This window comes from Corynebacterium sp. H130, from assembly GCF_037572395.1.
Lineage (GTDB): Bacteria > Actinomycetota > Actinomycetes > Mycobacteriales > Mycobacteriaceae > Corynebacterium.
In genome coordinates, this window is sequence record NZ_JBBHLA010000002.1 from 148,880 (window position 1) to 165,174 (window position 16,295).

General features: G+C 57.5%; 14 protein-coding genes. 4 read left to right on the forward strand and 10 right to left on the reverse strand.

All coding sequences use genetic code 11. The features are described 5' to 3' along the window. Positions 1-5 precede the first annotated feature (5 nt). On the reverse strand, positions 6-1,673 hold the full coding sequence (locus WG939_RS04265) for a S8 family peptidase (protein ID WP_339982992.1): 1,668 nt from the start codon (positions 1,671-1,673) through the stop codon (positions 6-8). A gap of 230 nt (positions 1,674-1,903) precedes the next feature. Between WG939_RS04265 and panC the strand changes: the two genes are divergently transcribed. Further along, positions 1,904-2,797, forward strand: coding sequence for a pantoate--beta-alanine ligase (gene panC, locus WG939_RS04270; RefSeq protein WP_339982994.1), 894 nt, complete (start codon positions 1,904-1,906; stop codon positions 2,795-2,797). Here the strand turns inward: panC and panB are convergent. After that, positions 2,787-3,608, reverse strand: a complete 822-nt coding sequence (gene panB / locus WG939_RS04275; RefSeq protein WP_339982997.1) for a 3-methyl-2-oxobutanoate hydroxymethyltransferase — start codon at positions 3,606-3,608, stop codon at positions 2,787-2,789. The genes panC and panB overlap by 11 nt on opposite strands. 18 nt (positions 3,609-3,626) lie before the next feature. Between panB and WG939_RS04280 the strand changes: the two genes are divergently transcribed. After that, entirely contained in the window at positions 3,627-3,950 is a 324-nt protein-coding gene (locus tag WG939_RS04280) for a hypothetical protein (RefSeq protein WP_339982999.1), read from the forward strand. Here the strand turns inward: WG939_RS04280 and WG939_RS04285 are convergent. Genes WG939_RS04285 through WG939_RS04295 form a run of 3 tightly spaced genes read right to left on the reverse strand, consistent with a single transcriptional unit; the run spans position 3,925 to position 6,612 of the window. Then, positions 3,925-4,827 (reverse strand): exodeoxyribonuclease III, encoded by a 903-nt coding sequence (locus tag WG939_RS04285; protein ID WP_339983003.1) that lies wholly within the window; start codon positions 4,825-4,827, stop codon positions 3,925-3,927. The genes WG939_RS04280 and WG939_RS04285 overlap by 26 nt on opposite strands. 11 nt (positions 4,828-4,838) lie before the next feature. After that, the gene (locus tag WG939_RS04290; protein WP_339983006.1) at positions 4,839-6,068 is read right to left on the reverse strand and encodes an MFS transporter; all 1,230 of its coding nucleotides are present in this window, start codon (positions 6,066-6,068) and stop codon (positions 4,839-4,841) included. Continuing rightward, positions 6,040-6,612 carry a hypothetical protein gene (locus WG939_RS04295; RefSeq protein ID WP_339983008.1) on the reverse strand — a complete coding sequence of 191 codons (573 nt, stop codon included), beginning with the start codon at positions 6,610-6,612 and terminating at the stop codon, positions 6,040-6,042. Before WG939_RS04295 ends, WG939_RS04290 begins: the two co-directional genes overlap by 29 nt. A 131-nt stretch (positions 6,613-6,743) precedes the next feature. Between WG939_RS04295 and WG939_RS04300 the strand changes: the two genes are divergently transcribed. Further along, positions 6,744-8,960 carry an NADP-dependent isocitrate dehydrogenase gene (locus tag WG939_RS04300; protein ID WP_339983010.1) on the forward strand — a complete coding sequence of 739 codons (2,217 nt, stop codon included), beginning with the start codon at positions 6,744-6,746 and terminating at the stop codon, positions 8,958-8,960. 1,073 nt (positions 8,961-10,033) lie between these two features. Here WG939_RS04300 and WG939_RS04305 read toward each other — a convergent pair. Both WG939_RS04305 and WG939_RS04310 read right to left on the reverse strand, forming a co-directional pair. Continuing rightward, positions 10,034-11,005 (reverse strand): DUF2599 domain-containing protein, encoded by a 972-nt coding sequence (locus tag WG939_RS04305; protein ID WP_339983013.1) that lies wholly within the window; start codon positions 11,003-11,005, stop codon positions 10,034-10,036. 922 nt (positions 11,006-11,927) lie between these two features. Beyond that, on the reverse strand, positions 11,928-12,107 hold the full coding sequence (locus tag WG939_RS04310; protein ID WP_339983016.1) for a hypothetical protein: 180 nt from the start codon (positions 12,105-12,107) through the stop codon (positions 11,928-11,930). Here WG939_RS04310 and WG939_RS04315 point away from each other — a divergent pair. Continuing rightward, positions 12,106-13,269, forward strand: coding sequence for a saccharopine dehydrogenase family protein (locus tag WG939_RS04315; protein ID WP_339983018.1), 1,164 nt, complete (start codon positions 12,106-12,108; stop codon positions 13,267-13,269). The genes WG939_RS04310 and WG939_RS04315 overlap by 2 nt on opposite strands. On the opposite strand, the gene WG939_RS04320 is transcribed toward WG939_RS04315, so the two are convergent. From WG939_RS04320 to WG939_RS04330, 3 genes are read right to left on the reverse strand one after another with little or no spacing between them, the layout of a single operon-like run. Beyond that, a complete protein-coding gene (locus tag WG939_RS04320; protein ID WP_339983020.1) occupies positions 13,262-13,627 on the reverse strand; it encodes a hypothetical protein in 366 nt (121 codons plus the stop codon). The genes WG939_RS04315 and WG939_RS04320 overlap by 8 nt on opposite strands. A 15-nt stretch (positions 13,628-13,642) precedes the next feature. Continuing rightward, complete coding sequence (locus tag WG939_RS04325) at positions 13,643-13,822, reverse strand: YbdD/YjiX family protein (protein WP_339983022.1); 180 nt, start codon at positions 13,820-13,822, stop codon at positions 13,643-13,645. Continuing rightward, the gene (locus WG939_RS04330) at positions 13,809-16,058 is read right to left on the reverse strand and encodes a carbon starvation CstA family protein (protein WP_339983024.1); all 2,250 of its coding nucleotides are present in this window, start codon (positions 16,056-16,058) and stop codon (positions 13,809-13,811) included. Before WG939_RS04330 ends, WG939_RS04325 begins: the two co-directional genes overlap by 14 nt. Between the last annotated feature and the right edge of the window lie 237 nt (positions 16,059-16,295).

Here is a 16,295-nt window from a genome sequence, read left to right on the forward strand (position 1 = left end):
CGCTTCTATCCGCGACCGATCAGTTCCTGGAAGTAGTCGTAGAACGGGTTACGAGGCTTCTGCGGAGTTGGGTTTGGCGTTGGCGTCGGGGTCGGGCGTGGTGCCGGTGCAGACGTCGTTGGGCGTGGTGCCGGTGCAGACGTGGTTGGCTTCGGTGCAGGGACCGGTGCGTAGGTGGTTGGCTTTGGAGCGTTCTCACGGCCTCCGACTGCCTTCACAGCAGCCCAAGCATCAACGATGCCGGTGCCACAGCCTTCCCAGCAGGACACTGGCTGACGGTAGGTGGTGTCCTTCAGAACATCCTCGATGCGATCTGAGGTGAGGGAATCATCCACGGTGCGCATGAGAGCTGCAACAGCGGAAACCAGTGGGGTTGCCATGGAGGTGCCCTGGTAGAAAGCGTAGCCTGGGCCGGTTGGGCGGGTCTGACCGCTGTTCACGGTGGAGAGGATGCCCTCGCCACGGTCCATGTCGCCACCTGGCGCGGAAACGTCTACGGCCCAACCGAAGTTGGAGTAGCCAGCGCGGGCGCCATTGTCGCCGGTTGCACCAACGGTGATGACGTTGTTGCAGCTAGCAGGCTGTACGTTGCCAGCATTCTGGTTCTCGTTACCTGCAGCAACGATGACGGTGGAACCGTTGGATACAGCAATATCGATTGCTTCCTGGTAGTAACGGGAACACTGACCGTTGCCACCGAGGGACATGTTGATGATCTTCGCAGGGGTCTTGTTCTCCGGGACACCAGGTACGTGTCCGCCGGAAGCCCACACGACAGCGTCTGCAATATCAGACAGACGGCCACCACACTTGCCGAGAGCGCGAATTGGCTGGATCTGAGCGTTTGGAGCAGCGCCAGCAATGCCCTCGTAGTTATCAGCGGTAGCAGCGATGATGCCCGCTACGTGGGTGCCGTGCCAAGAGGAAGGCACATCGCGGTTCTGGTTGCATTCGCCACGGTAGAACCAGTCGCCTTCGTCCTGTGGGTCGGAGTCGCGGCCGTCGCCGTCACGGGCGGTGGCGGAGTTGGAGATGAAGTCCCAACCGTCAACAAGGTTGTCGCGAAGATCTGGGTGGTCGGTGATACCGGAGTCGATGACTGCAACAACTTCGCCCTGTCCGCGAGAAGGTGCGAGCTCCCAGGCATCTTCCACGTAGGAGCTGTTGTCGCCACGCATGGACCACTGACGATCGGAGTACTTGTCGTTGGTCTCGCTCATGATGCGCATGCTCACGTCTGGCTCGATGTATTCAACAGCACCGGTTGCGCGAACTTCGCTCATGAATTCCTCGGCCTCAGCCTTGGAGAGCTTCTTGTCGGTCTTGACGACCTTCGCGTCGGTGGCGGTGTCCTTTTCTTCCAGCTTCTGCATGCCGGCCTTGTACAGCTCTTCGTAGATGATGCTGCGTGGAATCTCAACCTTTGCTGGCTCCGTTTCCTTGTAGGAAACGATGAAGCTGTCATAGCCTTCTGCATTTTCGTCGACGTCAGCGTGCGACTCAACGTTCATTGATGCATCAGAGCGAACCTGTGCTCCAAGTTCTTCGGTTTCCCCACCGAAGAAGTCCTGAGCAACTGCCGGAGTGGCACACAGTGCCACAGTGGAAAGAATTGCCACTGTGGTTCCGGCTGCGCGACGGAAACCTCGTCGCTGCAAACGAGCAATGCCCATTGTGGTTGTCCCTTTCGATATTAAGTATCCCCGCCCATAATCAGTGCTTAGCGGATTGAGTGATAATCTACTACGCAAATTTCTTACAGTCTTCTTATTTTTTACTTAACATCTACTACGGCTACCCCCAGCATGATAAAAAAGTACCGCTAGCAGTAGTTATTTATCAGCACCATTACCCCCGCCCCACACTTCCAAGTCCAAATTTCAGCCCATTAGAATCTGTGCTCATGACTACGCCATTCCAACCCGGCCAAGCAACCGTGTACACCACAGTTGAAGAGATCTCCCGCCTGACCAAGGCCATTCGCAAGACCGCCCGGCCAGTCGTCTTGGTACCCACCATGGGAGCCCTCCACGCGGGCCATATTTCCCTCGTTAAGGCAGCTCAGCGCATTCCGGGCGCGATTGTCGTAGTGAGCATCTTCGTCAATCCGCTACAATTCGCAGCTGGCGAAGACCTCGATGCCTACCCGCGCACCTTGGATGCGGACGTCGAAAAGCTCAAGGCTGCGGGAGCTGACGCCGTCTTCGCTCCCACACCACGTGAGATGTACCCGAACCAGCCACGCACTGTCATTCACCCTGGCAACCTGGGGTCAATTCTGGAGGGCGCATCTCGCCCAACACACTTCGCTGGCGTGCTCACCGTGGTGAACAAGCTGTTCCACATCACCAACGCGAGCCACGCCATCTTTGGTGAGAAGGATTATCAGCAGCTCATCCTGATCCAGCAGATGGTGACCGATTTGAACCTTGACGTGCATGTCATCGGCGCACCGATCGTGCGGGAGACCGACGGCTTGGCGCTTTCTTCGCGCAACACCTACCTCAGCGAGGACGAGCGCGAGCTTGCCCTCACCTTGTCAGCTGCGCTCACCTCGGGCGCCTACGTCGCCGGAGACGGTCCGGATGCGGTCTTGAAGGCCGCCCGCGCCGTCATCGACGCCGTTCCAAGCATCGAACTCGACTACTTGGAGCTCAAGGGCGCGAACCTGGGGGACGTCGATCCGGCAGGAGCTAATCGACTGCTGGTTGCAGCACGCGTGGGATCCACCCGGCTCATCGACAATATCGGAATCGACTTCGGCTCCGAGGAAGTTACTGGCGAGCCTAGGAGCTAAAGTCCTGCTCAGCGGTGGGGAAAGCGCCAGTCTCCACCGCTTCCTTGTAGGCAGCAGCACCGCGCACCAACTCGGCACCTACTTGGCCAAAAACACCCACGAAGGACGGGCGGCGCGCCCCCTCCGGGACGCCGAGCATGTCGTGCCATACCAACACCTGTGCGTCACACTGGGCACCGGCCCCAATGCCGATCGTTGGAATTGGGCACTGCGCCGTGATTTCAGCAGCCAATTCAGCAGGCACCATTTCAAAGACCACCATGTCCGCGCCTGCCTCGACCACGGCAGCGACATCAGCGCGAACAGCATCGCCGGCTTCTCCCCTGCCCTGGACCTTAAAACCGCCGAGTCCATTCACGGACTGCGGCGTGAAGCCAACATGCGCGCACACTGCCAATCCTGCAGCTTTCAGCGCACGGATACGATCCGCCATCCGCACGCCACCTTCCAACTTCACCACGTGAGCGCCGGTACGGCGCAGCAGCTCAGTAGCGCTCCGAACTGCCTGCTCATCGGAAGCTTCATAAGTACCGAAAGGCATGTCGATGACCACCAGAGCGTTGCCCGCGCCACGCACGACCGCAGCACCGAGCATCGCCATTTCATCGAGTGCGATGGAGGTTGTCGATGCGTGCCCCAGCATGACGTTGGCTGCGGAGTCCCCCACCAGCATGCATTCGATTCCTGCGTCCGCGAAAGCGCGCGCGGTGGAGTAGTCGTAGCACGTCAGCATTGCCCAAGGGCGCTCCCCCTTGCGGGCCTGCAGATCCGTCACTCGCACTTGCTTCGTTGGCACCAAATATCCGGCCATGTCACCTATCCTCGACTCATGTTCTTCTACGACGCACACTGCGCCTTCTGTGTGTGGTCGCTGGACCGGCTGCTCACCATGACCACCGATCTGCCCACCGCACCTGGCAAAGGACTATACATCCAGCGCAACGCCTATTTCATCGATTCTGACGAGCGGGTGTACCTCGGTCACCGCGCAATCGGGCGCGCCCTACAGCTGTTTGGGCGCACGCGCGCTTATCGACGACTCGGGCAACTTCTTCAGCTGCCCGTATTCGCCCCTGTGTACCGGGTGATCGTGTGGAATCGTGGCCGAATCGGCGCACTCGTTGGGGTTAAGGGGTGTCGTATTCCACGTTGAGCGGAGCGTGGTCTGACCAGCGCAGATCATAAGCTGCTGCTTTGTCCACCCAGGTGCGACGCGCCAGCTTAAGCATGTCCGCAGTGGCAGCCTGGTAGTCGATGCGCCATCCTGCTCCAGTGTCAAAGGCTTGGCCTCGATAGGTCCACCACGTGTAAGGTGCGTCCTCTGGTTGCAGCCTGCGCGCCACGTCGAACCACAACGGCTGAACTGCGGGCTGACGGCGGGGCCGATCGGAAGCGTAGTTCACCGCGCCGAGATATGCGCCATGAGCTTCTACCTGGGAGATTTCGTCCGGGAAACAGCCGAAGACAGAATCCATGAACGCACGCTCATCCGCGAGGAAGCCAGACTTCTTCTGATTCGACTTCCAGTTCTTCAAGTCTTCTCGGCGATGGCAAATGTTCCAGTCGCCACCAATGACCATCAGCGGATTCGTCATCGCCAGCTGCACCAATTCCTCGCCAAAGGAGTCCAGGAATTCGTACTTTTCATCCTGCTTTTCGGTATCAGCAGAACCGGAAGGCAAGTACAAAGACGCGACGTTGACAGCACCTACTTTGGCCTGGATGAAGCGACCAGAGTCCTCGAATCCGGGGATGCCGACTTTGACGTCGCTTAGCGGGGTGCGGGAGAGAATGCCGACGCCGGCACGCCCCTTCGCTGCAGCTTCAGCGCCTTCATAGTGCCAGCCCTTGTCCAGTGCAGACGCAAGAGCGTCACGGGTCTGTTTATCTGTGGCGCGCACTTCCTGCAGCAACACCACATCAGCTGCGCTGTCATCCAACCACGGCAGGAAACCCCGATTTGTCTCACTGCGTTCTTTAACTGCGGCACGAATGCCGTTGACATTGATCGAGGATACGGTGAAGGTCATGAATGAGGATTCTATCGTGTACGTCGCAGCAAGACGGTAGGCACCCAAATCACGATCGCCGACACCGCCATGGCTGCACCTGCGAGAGCAGGCGAGGCGTAGGAGTAGCCGGCTGCGATGACCGCTCCACCGACCGCTGCCCCGACCGCGTTAGCCAGATTGAGAGCTGAGTGGTTCAGGGCGGCCGCCAAAGTTTGCGCTTTGCCCGCCACATCCATGAGGCGAATCTGCAGCTGCGGCACCAATGCCGAGCCGAAGAAACCGATAAAGCCAAAGACCACGGTTCCTGCGATGATGTGGGCGGAGGCAAAGTAAAAGCCCAGCATTACGGCCAAAATACACCCGAGGGTAAAGCCGATACCCAACTCAAGGTTACGGTCAGCAAGCCAACCGCCAAACAGGTTTCCCACCAGTCCCCCGGCGCCATAGGCTGCGAGTACGAGCGGAATGTACGCAGCGTTCATTGCTGCTCGGCTCGGATCGGTCATCGTCCAGGCGATGTACGTGTAGACAGCAAACATTCCTCCGAAACCGACAGCACCCATCGCGAGCGTCAGCCACACCTGGGAACGTGCCAGCGCGCCGAGCTCTGTCATTGGCGAGGTCGCAGGCATCTTTGTCATGTGTGGCATGAACAGCCAGAGCGCCACGATCGTCGCAACGCCAGCCACCACGACAACGCCGTAGGCCGCCTTCCAATGAACTACTTGCCCGAGCCACTGGGCTAGCGGCACACCACCGATTGTGGCGGCCGAAAATCCCACGCCGACCAGCGCCAACGCGCGCCCACGCTGCCCGGGTGGAGCCATCGATGCCACGCAAAGACCCGAAACCGAGAAGAAGGCCCCGTGTGGCAAGCCCGAAATGAAGCGGGCTAGAAGCAACGCTATGTAGCTGGGAGCCAAAATGGTGAGGAAATTTCCCACCACAAAGAACGCCATGAGCAGCAACAACAGTCGGCGCCGAGGAATGAACCCGGTGAGCGTGGTGATGAGCGGAGCGCCGACAACCACGCCGAGCGCATAGGCAGAAATGATGCGTCCCGCGTGATTTTCCGTCATGGAGAAATCATCAGCAATGAGCGGGAGCAGGCCCATCGAAACAAATTCTGTGGTTCCGATGCCAAACCCGCCCAAGGCCACCGCGATGGTGACGATGGTGCGCTGAAGCTGCGAGATTTCAGTTTGGCGCGGTATCGGACGTCGATTCCAGTTAAGAGGAGACTTCTTCGGAACTTTCACGGAGCCGAAGTCTACTTGCTTGCCAAAACGCCCACACGATGAGAATGATTGTCGCGTTCATTCCCAGGAACTCAGCGAGGAAAGTTGCAGGAGAATAGATCCGCTGCGTCTCCTCCCACACGGTTGCGATAAACCATAAAGCCGCGCCACCGGCATAGAGTGCGCCAACAACCTTGAGAATGAGATTTTGCTGCCAGAACAACACGAACACAAACAACACGAAGGACGCCGGAAGCACGTAGTCGAGGGAGGTATAGCGCTGCTCCCCGAATCGCACGGCGTCAAGGAGAATTCCACCTACGATTCCAACTGAGATGCACAGTGCGAAAAGGATGCTCTGCCACTTGGCGCGACGTCGAAAAGCAGCCGCGAAAGCCAAGTAACCGACCAAGTACAGCACCGCAGAAAACAGGTGCACGACAATGTGAATGTCCGGTACGAGAGCCAGCGCTGTCGCGAACGTATGGATAACGAGCGCGCACGCACCTAGCAGAGCAAGGCGAGTTTCAGAAGCTGTCAGCATGATGCTCTCAATTCTATTCACAGGAAAATCCCCTTCAACTTTAGGGGAGAAATTTGCTAGAGCACTAGTGCAGGGGTGCCCTCACCTTAATCAGTGGGGAGAGAAACGGGTATCCTTGAATGCTGTACTGCACACTTTTTAAGGGAGTTACATTGGCAAAGATCATTTACACCCGCACTGACGAGGCCCCACTGCTCGCGACCTACTCGCTGAAGCCAGTTGTTGAGGCATTCGCATCCACCGCAGGTATCGAGGTTGAGACCCGCGATATTTCCCTCGCTGGTCGCATTCTGGCTCAGTTCCCAGATCGCCTCACCGCTGAGCAGAAGGTCGACGACGCTCTTGCTGAGCTCGGCGAGCTGGCCAAGACCCCTGAGGCAAACATCATCAAGCTTCCAAACATCTCTGCTTCCGTGCCACAGCTGAAGGCTGCCATCAAGGAACTGCAGGCTCAGGGCTACGACCTTCCTGACTACCCAGACGCACCAGAGACCGACGAAGAGAAGGACGCACGCGCTCGCTACGACGCAGTGAAGGGCTCCGCCGTGAACCCTGTTCTACGTGAGGGCAACTCCGACCGTCGCGCTCCTATTGCTGTGAAGAACTTCGCCAAGAAGAACCCACACCGCATGGGCGCTTGGACCGCTGATTCCAAGACCAACGTCGCAACCATGGATGCTGACGACTTCCGCCACAACGAGCAGTCCGTCATCATGCCTGCCGCTGACACCCTCACCATCAAGCTCATCGCCGACAACGGCGATGAGACCATCCTCAAGGACGGCCTGAAGGTCCTCGAGGGTGAAGTTGTGGACTCCACCGTCATGCGCGTTGCTGCTCTGGACGAGTTCCTGCTCGCACAAATCAAGCGCGCGAAGGAAGAGGGCGTCCTCTTCTCCACCCACCTCAAGGCCACCATGATGAAGGTCTCCGACCCAATCATCTTCGGCCACGTTGTCCGCGCTTTCTTCAAGGACGTCTTCGACGCATACGGCGAGCAGCTCCTGGCTGCCGGCCTCAACGGCGAGAACGGCCTCGCTGCTATCTACTCCGGCCTCGAGTCCCTGGACAACGGCGCTGAGATCAAGGCTGCCTTCGACAAGGCACTGGCCGAGGGCCCAGCAGTGGCCATGGTGAACTCCGACAAGGGCATCACCAACTTGCACGTTCCTTCCGACGTCATCGTCGACGCTTCCATGCCTGCCATGATCCGCACCTCCGGCCACATGTGGAACGCCGCTGGTGAGGAGCAGGACACCCTCGCAGTGCTCCCAGATTCCTCCTACGCTGGCATCTACCAGGTCGTTATCGACGACTGCAAGAAGAACGGCGCTTTCGACCCTGCAACCATGGGCACCGTCCCTAACGTTGGCCTGATGGCTCAGAAGGCTGAGGAGTACGGCTCCCACGACAAGACCTTCAAGGTGCCACACAGTGGCACGGTAAAGGTCGTCAACGCTGCTGGCGAGGTCCTGATGGAGCACGAGGTTTCCGAGGGCGACATCTGGCGCGCATGCCAGGCCAAGGATGCCCCAATCCAGGACTGGGTCAAGCTCGCTGTCACCCGCTCCCGCCTGTCCGGCATGCCAGCAGTGTTCTGGCTGGACACCGAGCGTGCGCACGACCGCAACCTGATCACCCTGGTGGAGAAGTACCTGAAGGACCACGACACGGAAGGTCTGGACATCCGCATCATGTCCCCTGTCGAGGCAACCCAGTTCTCCATCGACCGCATCCGCAAGGGCGAGGACACCATCTCCGTCACCGGCAACGTGCTGCGTGACTACAACACCGACCTCTTCCCAATCCTCGAGCTCGGTACCTCCGCAAAGATGCTGTCCATCGTTCCTCTGATGGCTGGCGGCGGCCTGTTCGAGACCGGCGCTGGCGGATCCGCTCCTAAGCACGTCGAGCAGCTCGTTAACGAGAACCACCTGCGTTGGGACTCCCTCGGCGAGTTCCTGGCACTGGCTGAGTCCCTGCGCCACTTCGCAAACTCCGCTGGCATCGAGAAGGCTGCCGTGCTTGCCGACGCCCTCGACAAGGCAACCGAGAAGCTTCTCGACGAGAACCTCTCCCCATCCCGCAAGGCCGGCGAGATTGACAACCGTGGCTCCCACTTCTTCCTGACCAAGTTCTGGGCAGAAGAGCTGGCTGCACAGTCCGCTGACGCTGAGCTGGCTGAGATCTTCAAGCCAGTCGCAGCTTCCCTCGTCGCTGCCTCTGCAGAGATCGAGAAGGACCTGCTGGACAACCAGGGCTCCGCAGTTGAGCTCGGCGGTTACTACGCACCGAACGAAGAGAAGGTCTCCGCAGTTATGCGTCCTTCCGCTAAGTTCAACGAGATTATCGACTCCCTGAAGAAGTAATTTCTTCTAATTTGCACCGATAGCCGCCACTCACCACGTCGTTGGTGGGGAGCGGCTTTTCGCTTTCAAACAGAGTACGCTTTGTTTCTTGCTTCTGATGCCGAAATGCTGTCGCAGCATCCCAGATCGGCCCGATCCCGAGCTTTCCTCGACACACAACCGCAAAATTGTCTGGGCGGAGTCTGGAAAGCATCTTACTTTCGGCGGGAAAGGAGATCGCCGCGTAGTATCTACTCCTACCCAAGCTCATGGCATAACCCCAGTTAGACCAAGAAGGATTCGTACACCATTACACCAGCCCCTATTCCACCGGACTTGCCCCTTTTGATGTATCTATACCAGGTGTGATTCATGCCGAAAATGGTGCTGCCATGATCCCTCGTGAGGACGAGGAGTTGTTTGGACAGTTCGGGGCACAGCCATCGAATTCGAGGCCGAGGGATTCTAACTATAATCGGCATTCGGAGTCGGTGTTCGCAACGATTAAAAAACCCCCACTCATCCCGGAATCTTTAGGGATCTTGAATCAGCACGCGCCTGGATGAAGCGCTGGGGACCGGCACAAAACCAAAAGGTCCGCACCAGAACTGGAGATTTCGCTCCGAGCGAGGCCTTCGGCGAAACTGGCAAAACAAGTGGATAACAAGGTAGTATGAACTGGATCGATACCAAGCTCGATATCCGGAGCGGTTTAGGAAACCGCTCCGGACTGAGACCACAACGCCACTGACAGGGATAAATCTCACCGATCTAAGTCGGCACAGCTCCTGCAATCACTACCGACCTACATCAGGTTGATAAACCCCTGTTGAGATGAAAACTGTGGCTTTAGGATTGGTGACGCCTCCTCCGCCAGGTCCACAGCAGTCCGATTAGGCAAATCACGATGAAGGCCAAAGAAAAATAGTGCCAGGTTAGGATCCATTGGGGCGTGTAGGATGCTTTTGCCCCTGGATCATGCTCATGCGCCCGGTAGTGGAGGCCATTAGCAATGATCGACACAACAAATGACAGTACTCCAGCGATCAACCCGCAAAGCCAAAGCAAGTTCGACGTAGATATCTTTTTCAATGTTATTCCCAATTGCAATGGTGTTGGTGGGGCGTCAAGGCCCAATCTCCCTTGTCAGGTCGTGCCCGCTCAAGGTTGTATTCGTCGGTAAATGGCAGACCGAGGGTCCCAGCTAGAACATGGCATTCATATTGTTGGCGAACAGATGCTTTGGAATTGATATCGGGGAATGCCGCTTCCCATTCTTTCCACCCTGCATCGCGCATTATTGCTTGCCCGGCAACGTAGCCACCAACTCCGCCTCCGCCAGTCATTACTACTGCTCCCCAGGGAGAAACTGTCCCATTGAAGGTCGCGTCACCATTCCATTCACCTTGCCAAAGGTTGTTAAACAGATGCTTACCAAGAAATGGATCCGCAACCACCGGGTATTGATCGGCAGATACCGGAGCTACCTTTTGCACGATCGAATCTCCAACGACGTCGTACTCAGAGGAAACCCTGTTACCTTCGGCATCTCGAGCCCATGCGGGCGCAATCCCCGCAACAAAATTCTGCTTCGAGTCAACAAAATCAATGCCACCATCCTCATTCTTTGACATTGCAACCTCAGCAGGTAACGAAATGTCGTAGCGGAACTCGTGCGGTGCAGTCGGAGACAAAATGACCGAGTGTATTTGCATGCTTTCATCTGGATAGGCCGTTACCGTCGCAACCGTGTCGTCCCCCTGATCAAACATCACCGACCGATCGCCAATGCTGGTTGCGGTTTTAGAAGCATTTTGAGTTCCCGTTGGAATTGAAAGCTCGATATCTCCTGCAGTTGTCCGCAGTTTCACGTTTCGGTCATCACTCGCATCCGTCGAACGGGTCGAAGCGCGGTCTTCCTCATGATTTTGTGGCCGATATTCGACCCCAATCAAATCAGCAATTTGCTCAGGTGCCACTTTGTGACTTTCCTGTGCATCCGCCACTGTCGGACTCAGCATCAGTGAAAGTGATGCCAAAAAAACTAACACGCGAGACTGTTTCACAAGTTTCCTCCTTTTGAAAGAACGGAACGGTCGCTCAACTATATATTAATGAAAATGAACCCGAGTTTAATTATTGATAACTAGTCGATAGCAGATTGCTATCCCGACTTCTTCACATTTTCCGAAGTCATAGCTGCCCAAGTCTCCGAGGTCATATACATCGAGCGCCATCACACGGACTAGTCCACGTGCGGAAACGACGAGCCAGACCCAGTCGGCATGCTTCAGGTCGTCACGTTCAAGCGACTCCCCCTCACAGGAGAACCTTTTCCAGAGAACGTCGCAAACAGGGATACCACCGTAGTGCTCGCCAAGACATCGAGCCCGGGGCAAGGTGCGCCCTCCTTCACCTTAAAGACAACCACCACATACGTAGCATCTTCCAAGACGTGGTCGCCGTCTAGGAAAATAAGATTGCCAAAACCATGCTCCCACCCATATTGCAGGGCTGCCATGTTCGTGGTGTATCCCAAATATCTGACCTCAGAGATAACCCACGGGGTCTAGGTGGCCACAAAATCACCCCATTGGACAGCCATTTCACGTACACCCCGCTCACACTCCAACCGGATCCGCGGAGTAACCGGCGACACCATCAATCAGGCATTAGGAATGCCAGGGCGGGATCCCCACACACGGGCGGGCGTCCACCAACAGGTTTGCTTCCACACCTTCGTGCGTGACATTCCATTCGGCCGCAGCCTCGGCGAAGGTCTTGACCCCGTTGTCCCGGCACTGGGGCAGGTATGCCCATCGCGGTATCGGAGCATTGGAACATTGACCCGCTCCCCCCCCTAAATTGATGTGAAAAATCTGTTTATGATCAGCAAAGAGCATCTCTAGTGAAGGCGCAAAATTCTCTGAGGTTGCAGCAAGATCATCGACACTTTGAAGAAGCAATTACCCTTCCGGCTAAACGCTGTCACCAAACAACTGGCGCCATTGGTGCATTCAAAGACTTGGCCGCAGGCCTGCGGAGGCCTAGCCCCGCAGCCACCACCGCCACCGCAACCGGAAGATACATGAGCTCCCAGCCATTGCGATCAGGGGCGTTAGACACCCAGATCACCTCCGAGCCAGCGCCGGTACACTGGGCGGGCATGAATCGCGAATTTGACATCATCGTTTTCGGCGCCACCAGTTTCGTGGGAAAACTCGTATCTGAATACCTGGCCAACAACCACAGCGACCTGCGTATCGCTCTCGCAGGTCGCAATTGGGGCAAACTGCAGGAGCTCCGTCTCCCCTTCCAGCTCTCGAAGGCAGACGCCTCAGTGAAGAGTGACATGGATGAGCTGGCTGGGCGCACCAAGGTCATTATTTCTACTGTCGGCCCTTACACCCGCTACGGAGACTTCGTGGTGGATGCTTGCGCGGAAAATGGCACCCACTATGTGGATCTGTGCGGTGAGGCGCTGTTTATCCGTCGCACGATTGACCGCTGGCATGGCAAGACGAGTGCAAAGATCGTCCACTCTTGTGGTTTCGACTCTGTTCCCAGCGACATGGGCATGTTTAACCTAAGTCAAAAAGTTGGCGGTAGGCCACTGCTTGAGGTGGTCATGGCCGTCGACAAGCTCGTGGGCGGTATTTCGGGTGGCACCGTTGACTCGATGCGCGAAGTGAGTCGTGATGCTAAGCGGATGCCTAAGGGCGGGGCGATTCTGCACAGCCCTTACTCGCTGTCCCCTGACCACAAGGCGGAGCCGGATCTGGGGCCGCAGCCGGATATGGTCGCGGAGTACGTGCCGCTTTTGAAGCAGTGGGCTGGGCCGTTTTTCATGGCGATGTTCAATACGCGCGTAGTGCGCCGATCGAATGCCCTGAGCGGGTATGTGTACGGGCCCAAGCTGCGGTATCGCGAAGTGATGCCTACCGGTGAGGGGCTAGGCGGAAAGGCGCGGGCGAAGGCACTTCTTTCGGCAACCGCGGCGGCTTTCTCGGCGATTATGGTGGACAAGCTGCGCGGGCCACTGTCGGCAATTGTGCCGGAGCCAGGCGAGGGACCAAAGGACCTCGATAAGGGCGGATTTGTCATCACGCATCACGGACAGTTGGAGGACGGCACCTACGCCAGCTCTCGCGTGAGCGCGGATGGGGACCCTGGTTACCAGGTGACAGCCATGATGCTGTCTGAAGCTGCAGTCGTGCTGGCCACGGAGCCGGAGGGACTACCTGAGGCAACAGGTGTGCTCACTCCTGCGACCGGCTTGGGACTTCCTTACCTGGATGCTCTGCAGCAGCACGGAATGCGGTTCAGCTAGTTTTCTTTTCCCGGAGCAGCAGTCCTACCAGGACGATGAACTGTCCCAGGAACATGGGGAACATGGAGTATTCCAGCTTCATCGGAACTGATTCCACGATGAAGCCCACGGTGGCAGCGATCTGCCCCGCCATCCCAATGCTTTGCCCCAGTCCCACAATGCGCGCTGGCAACACAAAAATCTGTTGCCACCACAGCACTCCAACGCAGGCTGCGCCCAGCAGAAACGTCCATAGTCCGGGCAGCGCAATCAGGATGAATGGATCAGCTCGCTGGCCCATCAGGTGGTAGGCACACCAAACCAACGGCGGGGTCTGTAGCGCGACAGACCCCGAGGCGAGCTTTTTATATAAATCCACGAGTTCTATTGTGCATCAACAACACCGAGCACCAGGATTTGCATCCTTTTCGGCATACCGCTGCTTGAAGTATTCCCGTTCGCTCGGAATGGGTCGATCCGGGTGATGAGCTTTGACATGGGCGACATACTTTGCGTATTCGTGCTCGCCCATGACCTCGCTCAGCCACCACCACACTGCTTTAAGTGCGCGCATGGTCCTCCCACATCTTGGCTACCTGCTTTTCGACGTCTGTAGCCACCATTCCGCTCGGAGCGAAGTAGTTGGATGGGTGATCCGGCTCTTCACTGGTTGGGGTTTCCTCGCCACGGCCTTGCGCAGCGATGGTTCGGGCGCAGACCCACAGTGCGGACAGCACCACGATGAGGGTGAGGACGGCAAAGAGGACGGACAGTATGCCTTGAATCATGGTGTTGCGGATGACTGCGTCGATGGCTTCCACGGATTTCGCGCTACCGAACTCTGTGAGGCCTTGCGCTTTCGCTTCTGCGAACTTGTTGTGCTGCGCGAAGTAGCCGACTTTGGAGTCGGAGGAGAAGATCTTTTGCCACGACGCTGTCATGGTCACGATCAAGTCCCATGCCAGTGGCACGCCAGGGATCCAGGCCCACTTCTTTAAGCCCTTCTTCACCACGATCACCAGAATCAGGCTGAGCGCGATGGCTGCTAGCAGCTGGTTTGCGATGCCGAACAGCGGGAAGAGGACGTTGATACCACCGAGTGGGTCGGTCACGCCCATGAGCAGGATGGCGCCCCACAGGGAGCACACGGCGACGGTGGAGATCCAGTGGCCGACGGTCCACGACTGATCGCGGAACTTGCCGAGGCCAGGGACGTTGGCCAGGGTGTCTTCCATCATGAAGCGTGCCACGCGGGTGCCGGCATCGACTGTGGTGAGGATGAACAGCGCCTCAAACATGATGGCGAAGTGGTACCAGAAGGCCTGCATCTCTGGGTGCCCAAAGATGTCGGTGAGGATTTGCGACATGCCGAATGCCAGCGTCGGCGCGCCACCGGTGCGGGAGACGATGCTGTGCTCACCGACGGCTTGCGCTGCCATCGTCAGCTGCTCTGCGGTGATGCCTGCGCCAGGAAGTCCCAGGCCATTGACAAAGTTAGCGGCGGTTTCAGCTTTGCCACCGGTAACGGCTGCTGGGGCGTTCATCGCGAAGTACATGTGTCGGTCGATGACCACTGCGGTGATCAGCGCCATGATGGCGACGAAGGATTCCATGAGCATGCCACCGTAGCCGATCATGCGCATCTGGGATTCCTTCTCCACCAGCTTTGGCGTGGTGCCCGAGGAAATCAGGGCGTGGAAACCGGAGAGTGCGCCACAGGCGATGGTGATGAACAGGAATGGGAAGAGATCACCGGCAAATACTGGGCCCTGGCCATTGCGAGCGAACTCGGTGATGGCTGGCATGTGCACCTCTGGGCGGTCGATGAGGATACCGACCGCGAGCATGCCGATGACGCCGATCTTCATGAAGGTGGACAGGTAGTCGCGAGGTGCCAGCAGGAGCCAGACCGGCAGGATTGCTGCGATGATGCCGTAGATGATGAGTGCCCAGGCGAGAGTGATCTTGGACAGGGTGAACCATTGGACGCCCCACTCGGTATCCGCTACCCAGCCGCCGGCAACAATAGACAGCAGCAGTAGAAATACACCAATGATGGACACTTCCATCACACGACCTGGGCGCAGGAAGCGCAGGTAGATGCCCATGAACAGGGCGATCGGGATGGTCATTGCGATGGAGAACACGCCCCATGGTGATTCCGCCAAGGCGTTCACCACAACGAGGGCCAGGACCGCGATGATGATGATCATGATGGTGATCACGGCGATGATGCCCGCGAAACCACCAACCTTGCCGACCTCATCCTTCACCATCTGGCCAAGAGAGCGACCGTTGCGACGGGTGGACACCCACAGGACGAGGTAGTCCTGCACCGCACCAGCAAGAATCACGCCAAGGACGATCCAAAGAGTGCCCGGCAGGTAGCCCATTTGCGCTGCCATGACAGGTCCCACGAGTGGTCCCGCGCCTGCGATGGCGGCGAAGTGGTGTCCAAAGAGCACGCGACGGTCTGTAGGCATGAAGTCTTTGCCGTCGTTAAGCAGCTCGGCGGGGGTGGCCCTGGTGTCGTCGGGCTGGACCAGCTTCTTTTCTACGAATCGCGCGTAGAAGTGGTACGCGATGATGTAGGAGCCGACGGCGGCGAGAACAAGCCACACGGCGTTGATCGTTTCGCCACGGTGGAATGCCAAGACGGCCCAACCAGCGGCTGCGAGCAGCGCGATGAAGCCGAGGATGATTTTCTTTTTCGTGGTGAGCGGGCGGTGATCCTCTACCGCGACAGGCAGTTCACTGGCTGAGGATTTGCGCAGTGACACCTTGTCGGGGACGTGCAGCGTAGTACTCATGACGCGGCCTTTCCGGGGATTTTCGATGTGTTCGATCACAAAACGTTCATACATTTTTCAGTGAACTACATTTGCGCCGCTCTCACAATCAGTTTGAAAAGTTACCCCCACCACAAACTAAGGGGTCTATTTTTACCCCCTTTCCAACCTGGGACTTTAGCAAAAAATAGACAAAGCGGTTTACATAGACCAAGCTGTCCGCTATGTTGGTGTGAAACCAAATCAGCGAAAGGACTT

Bases quoted from the DNA above. Each gene is read 5' to 3' on its own strand.
- WG939_RS04330 (WP_339983024.1), bottom strand. From the start codon at position 16,058: ATGAGTACTACGCTGCACGTCCCCGACAAGGTGTCACTGCGCAAATCC.
- WG939_RS04315 (WP_339983018.1), top strand. From the start codon at position 12,106: ATGAATCGCGAATTTGACATCATCGTTTTCGGCGCCACCAGTTTCGTG.
- WG939_RS04285 (WP_339983003.1), bottom strand. From the start codon at position 4,827: ATGACCTTCACCGTATCCTCGATCAATGTCAACGGCATTCGTGCCGCA.
- WG939_RS04325 (WP_339983022.1), bottom strand. From the start codon at position 13,822: ATGCGCGCACTTAAAGCAGTGTGGTGGTGGCTGAGCGAGGTCATGGGC.
- panC (WP_339982994.1), top strand. From the start codon at position 1,904: ATGACTACGCCATTCCAACCCGGCCAAGCAACCGTGTACACCACAGTT.
- WG939_RS04310 (WP_339983016.1), bottom strand. From the start codon at position 12,107: ATGCCCGCCCAGTGTACCGGCGCTGGCTCGGAGGTGATCTGGGTGTCT.
- WG939_RS04280 (WP_339982999.1), top strand. From the start codon at position 3,627: ATGTTCTTCTACGACGCACACTGCGCCTTCTGTGTGTGGTCGCTGGAC.
- WG939_RS04265 (WP_339982992.1), bottom strand. From the start codon at position 1,673: ATGGGCATTGCTCGTTTGCAGCGACGAGGTTTCCGTCGCGCAGCCGGA.
- panB (WP_339982997.1), bottom strand. From the start codon at position 3,608: ATGGCCGGATATTTGGTGCCAACGAAGCAAGTGCGAGTGACGGATCTG.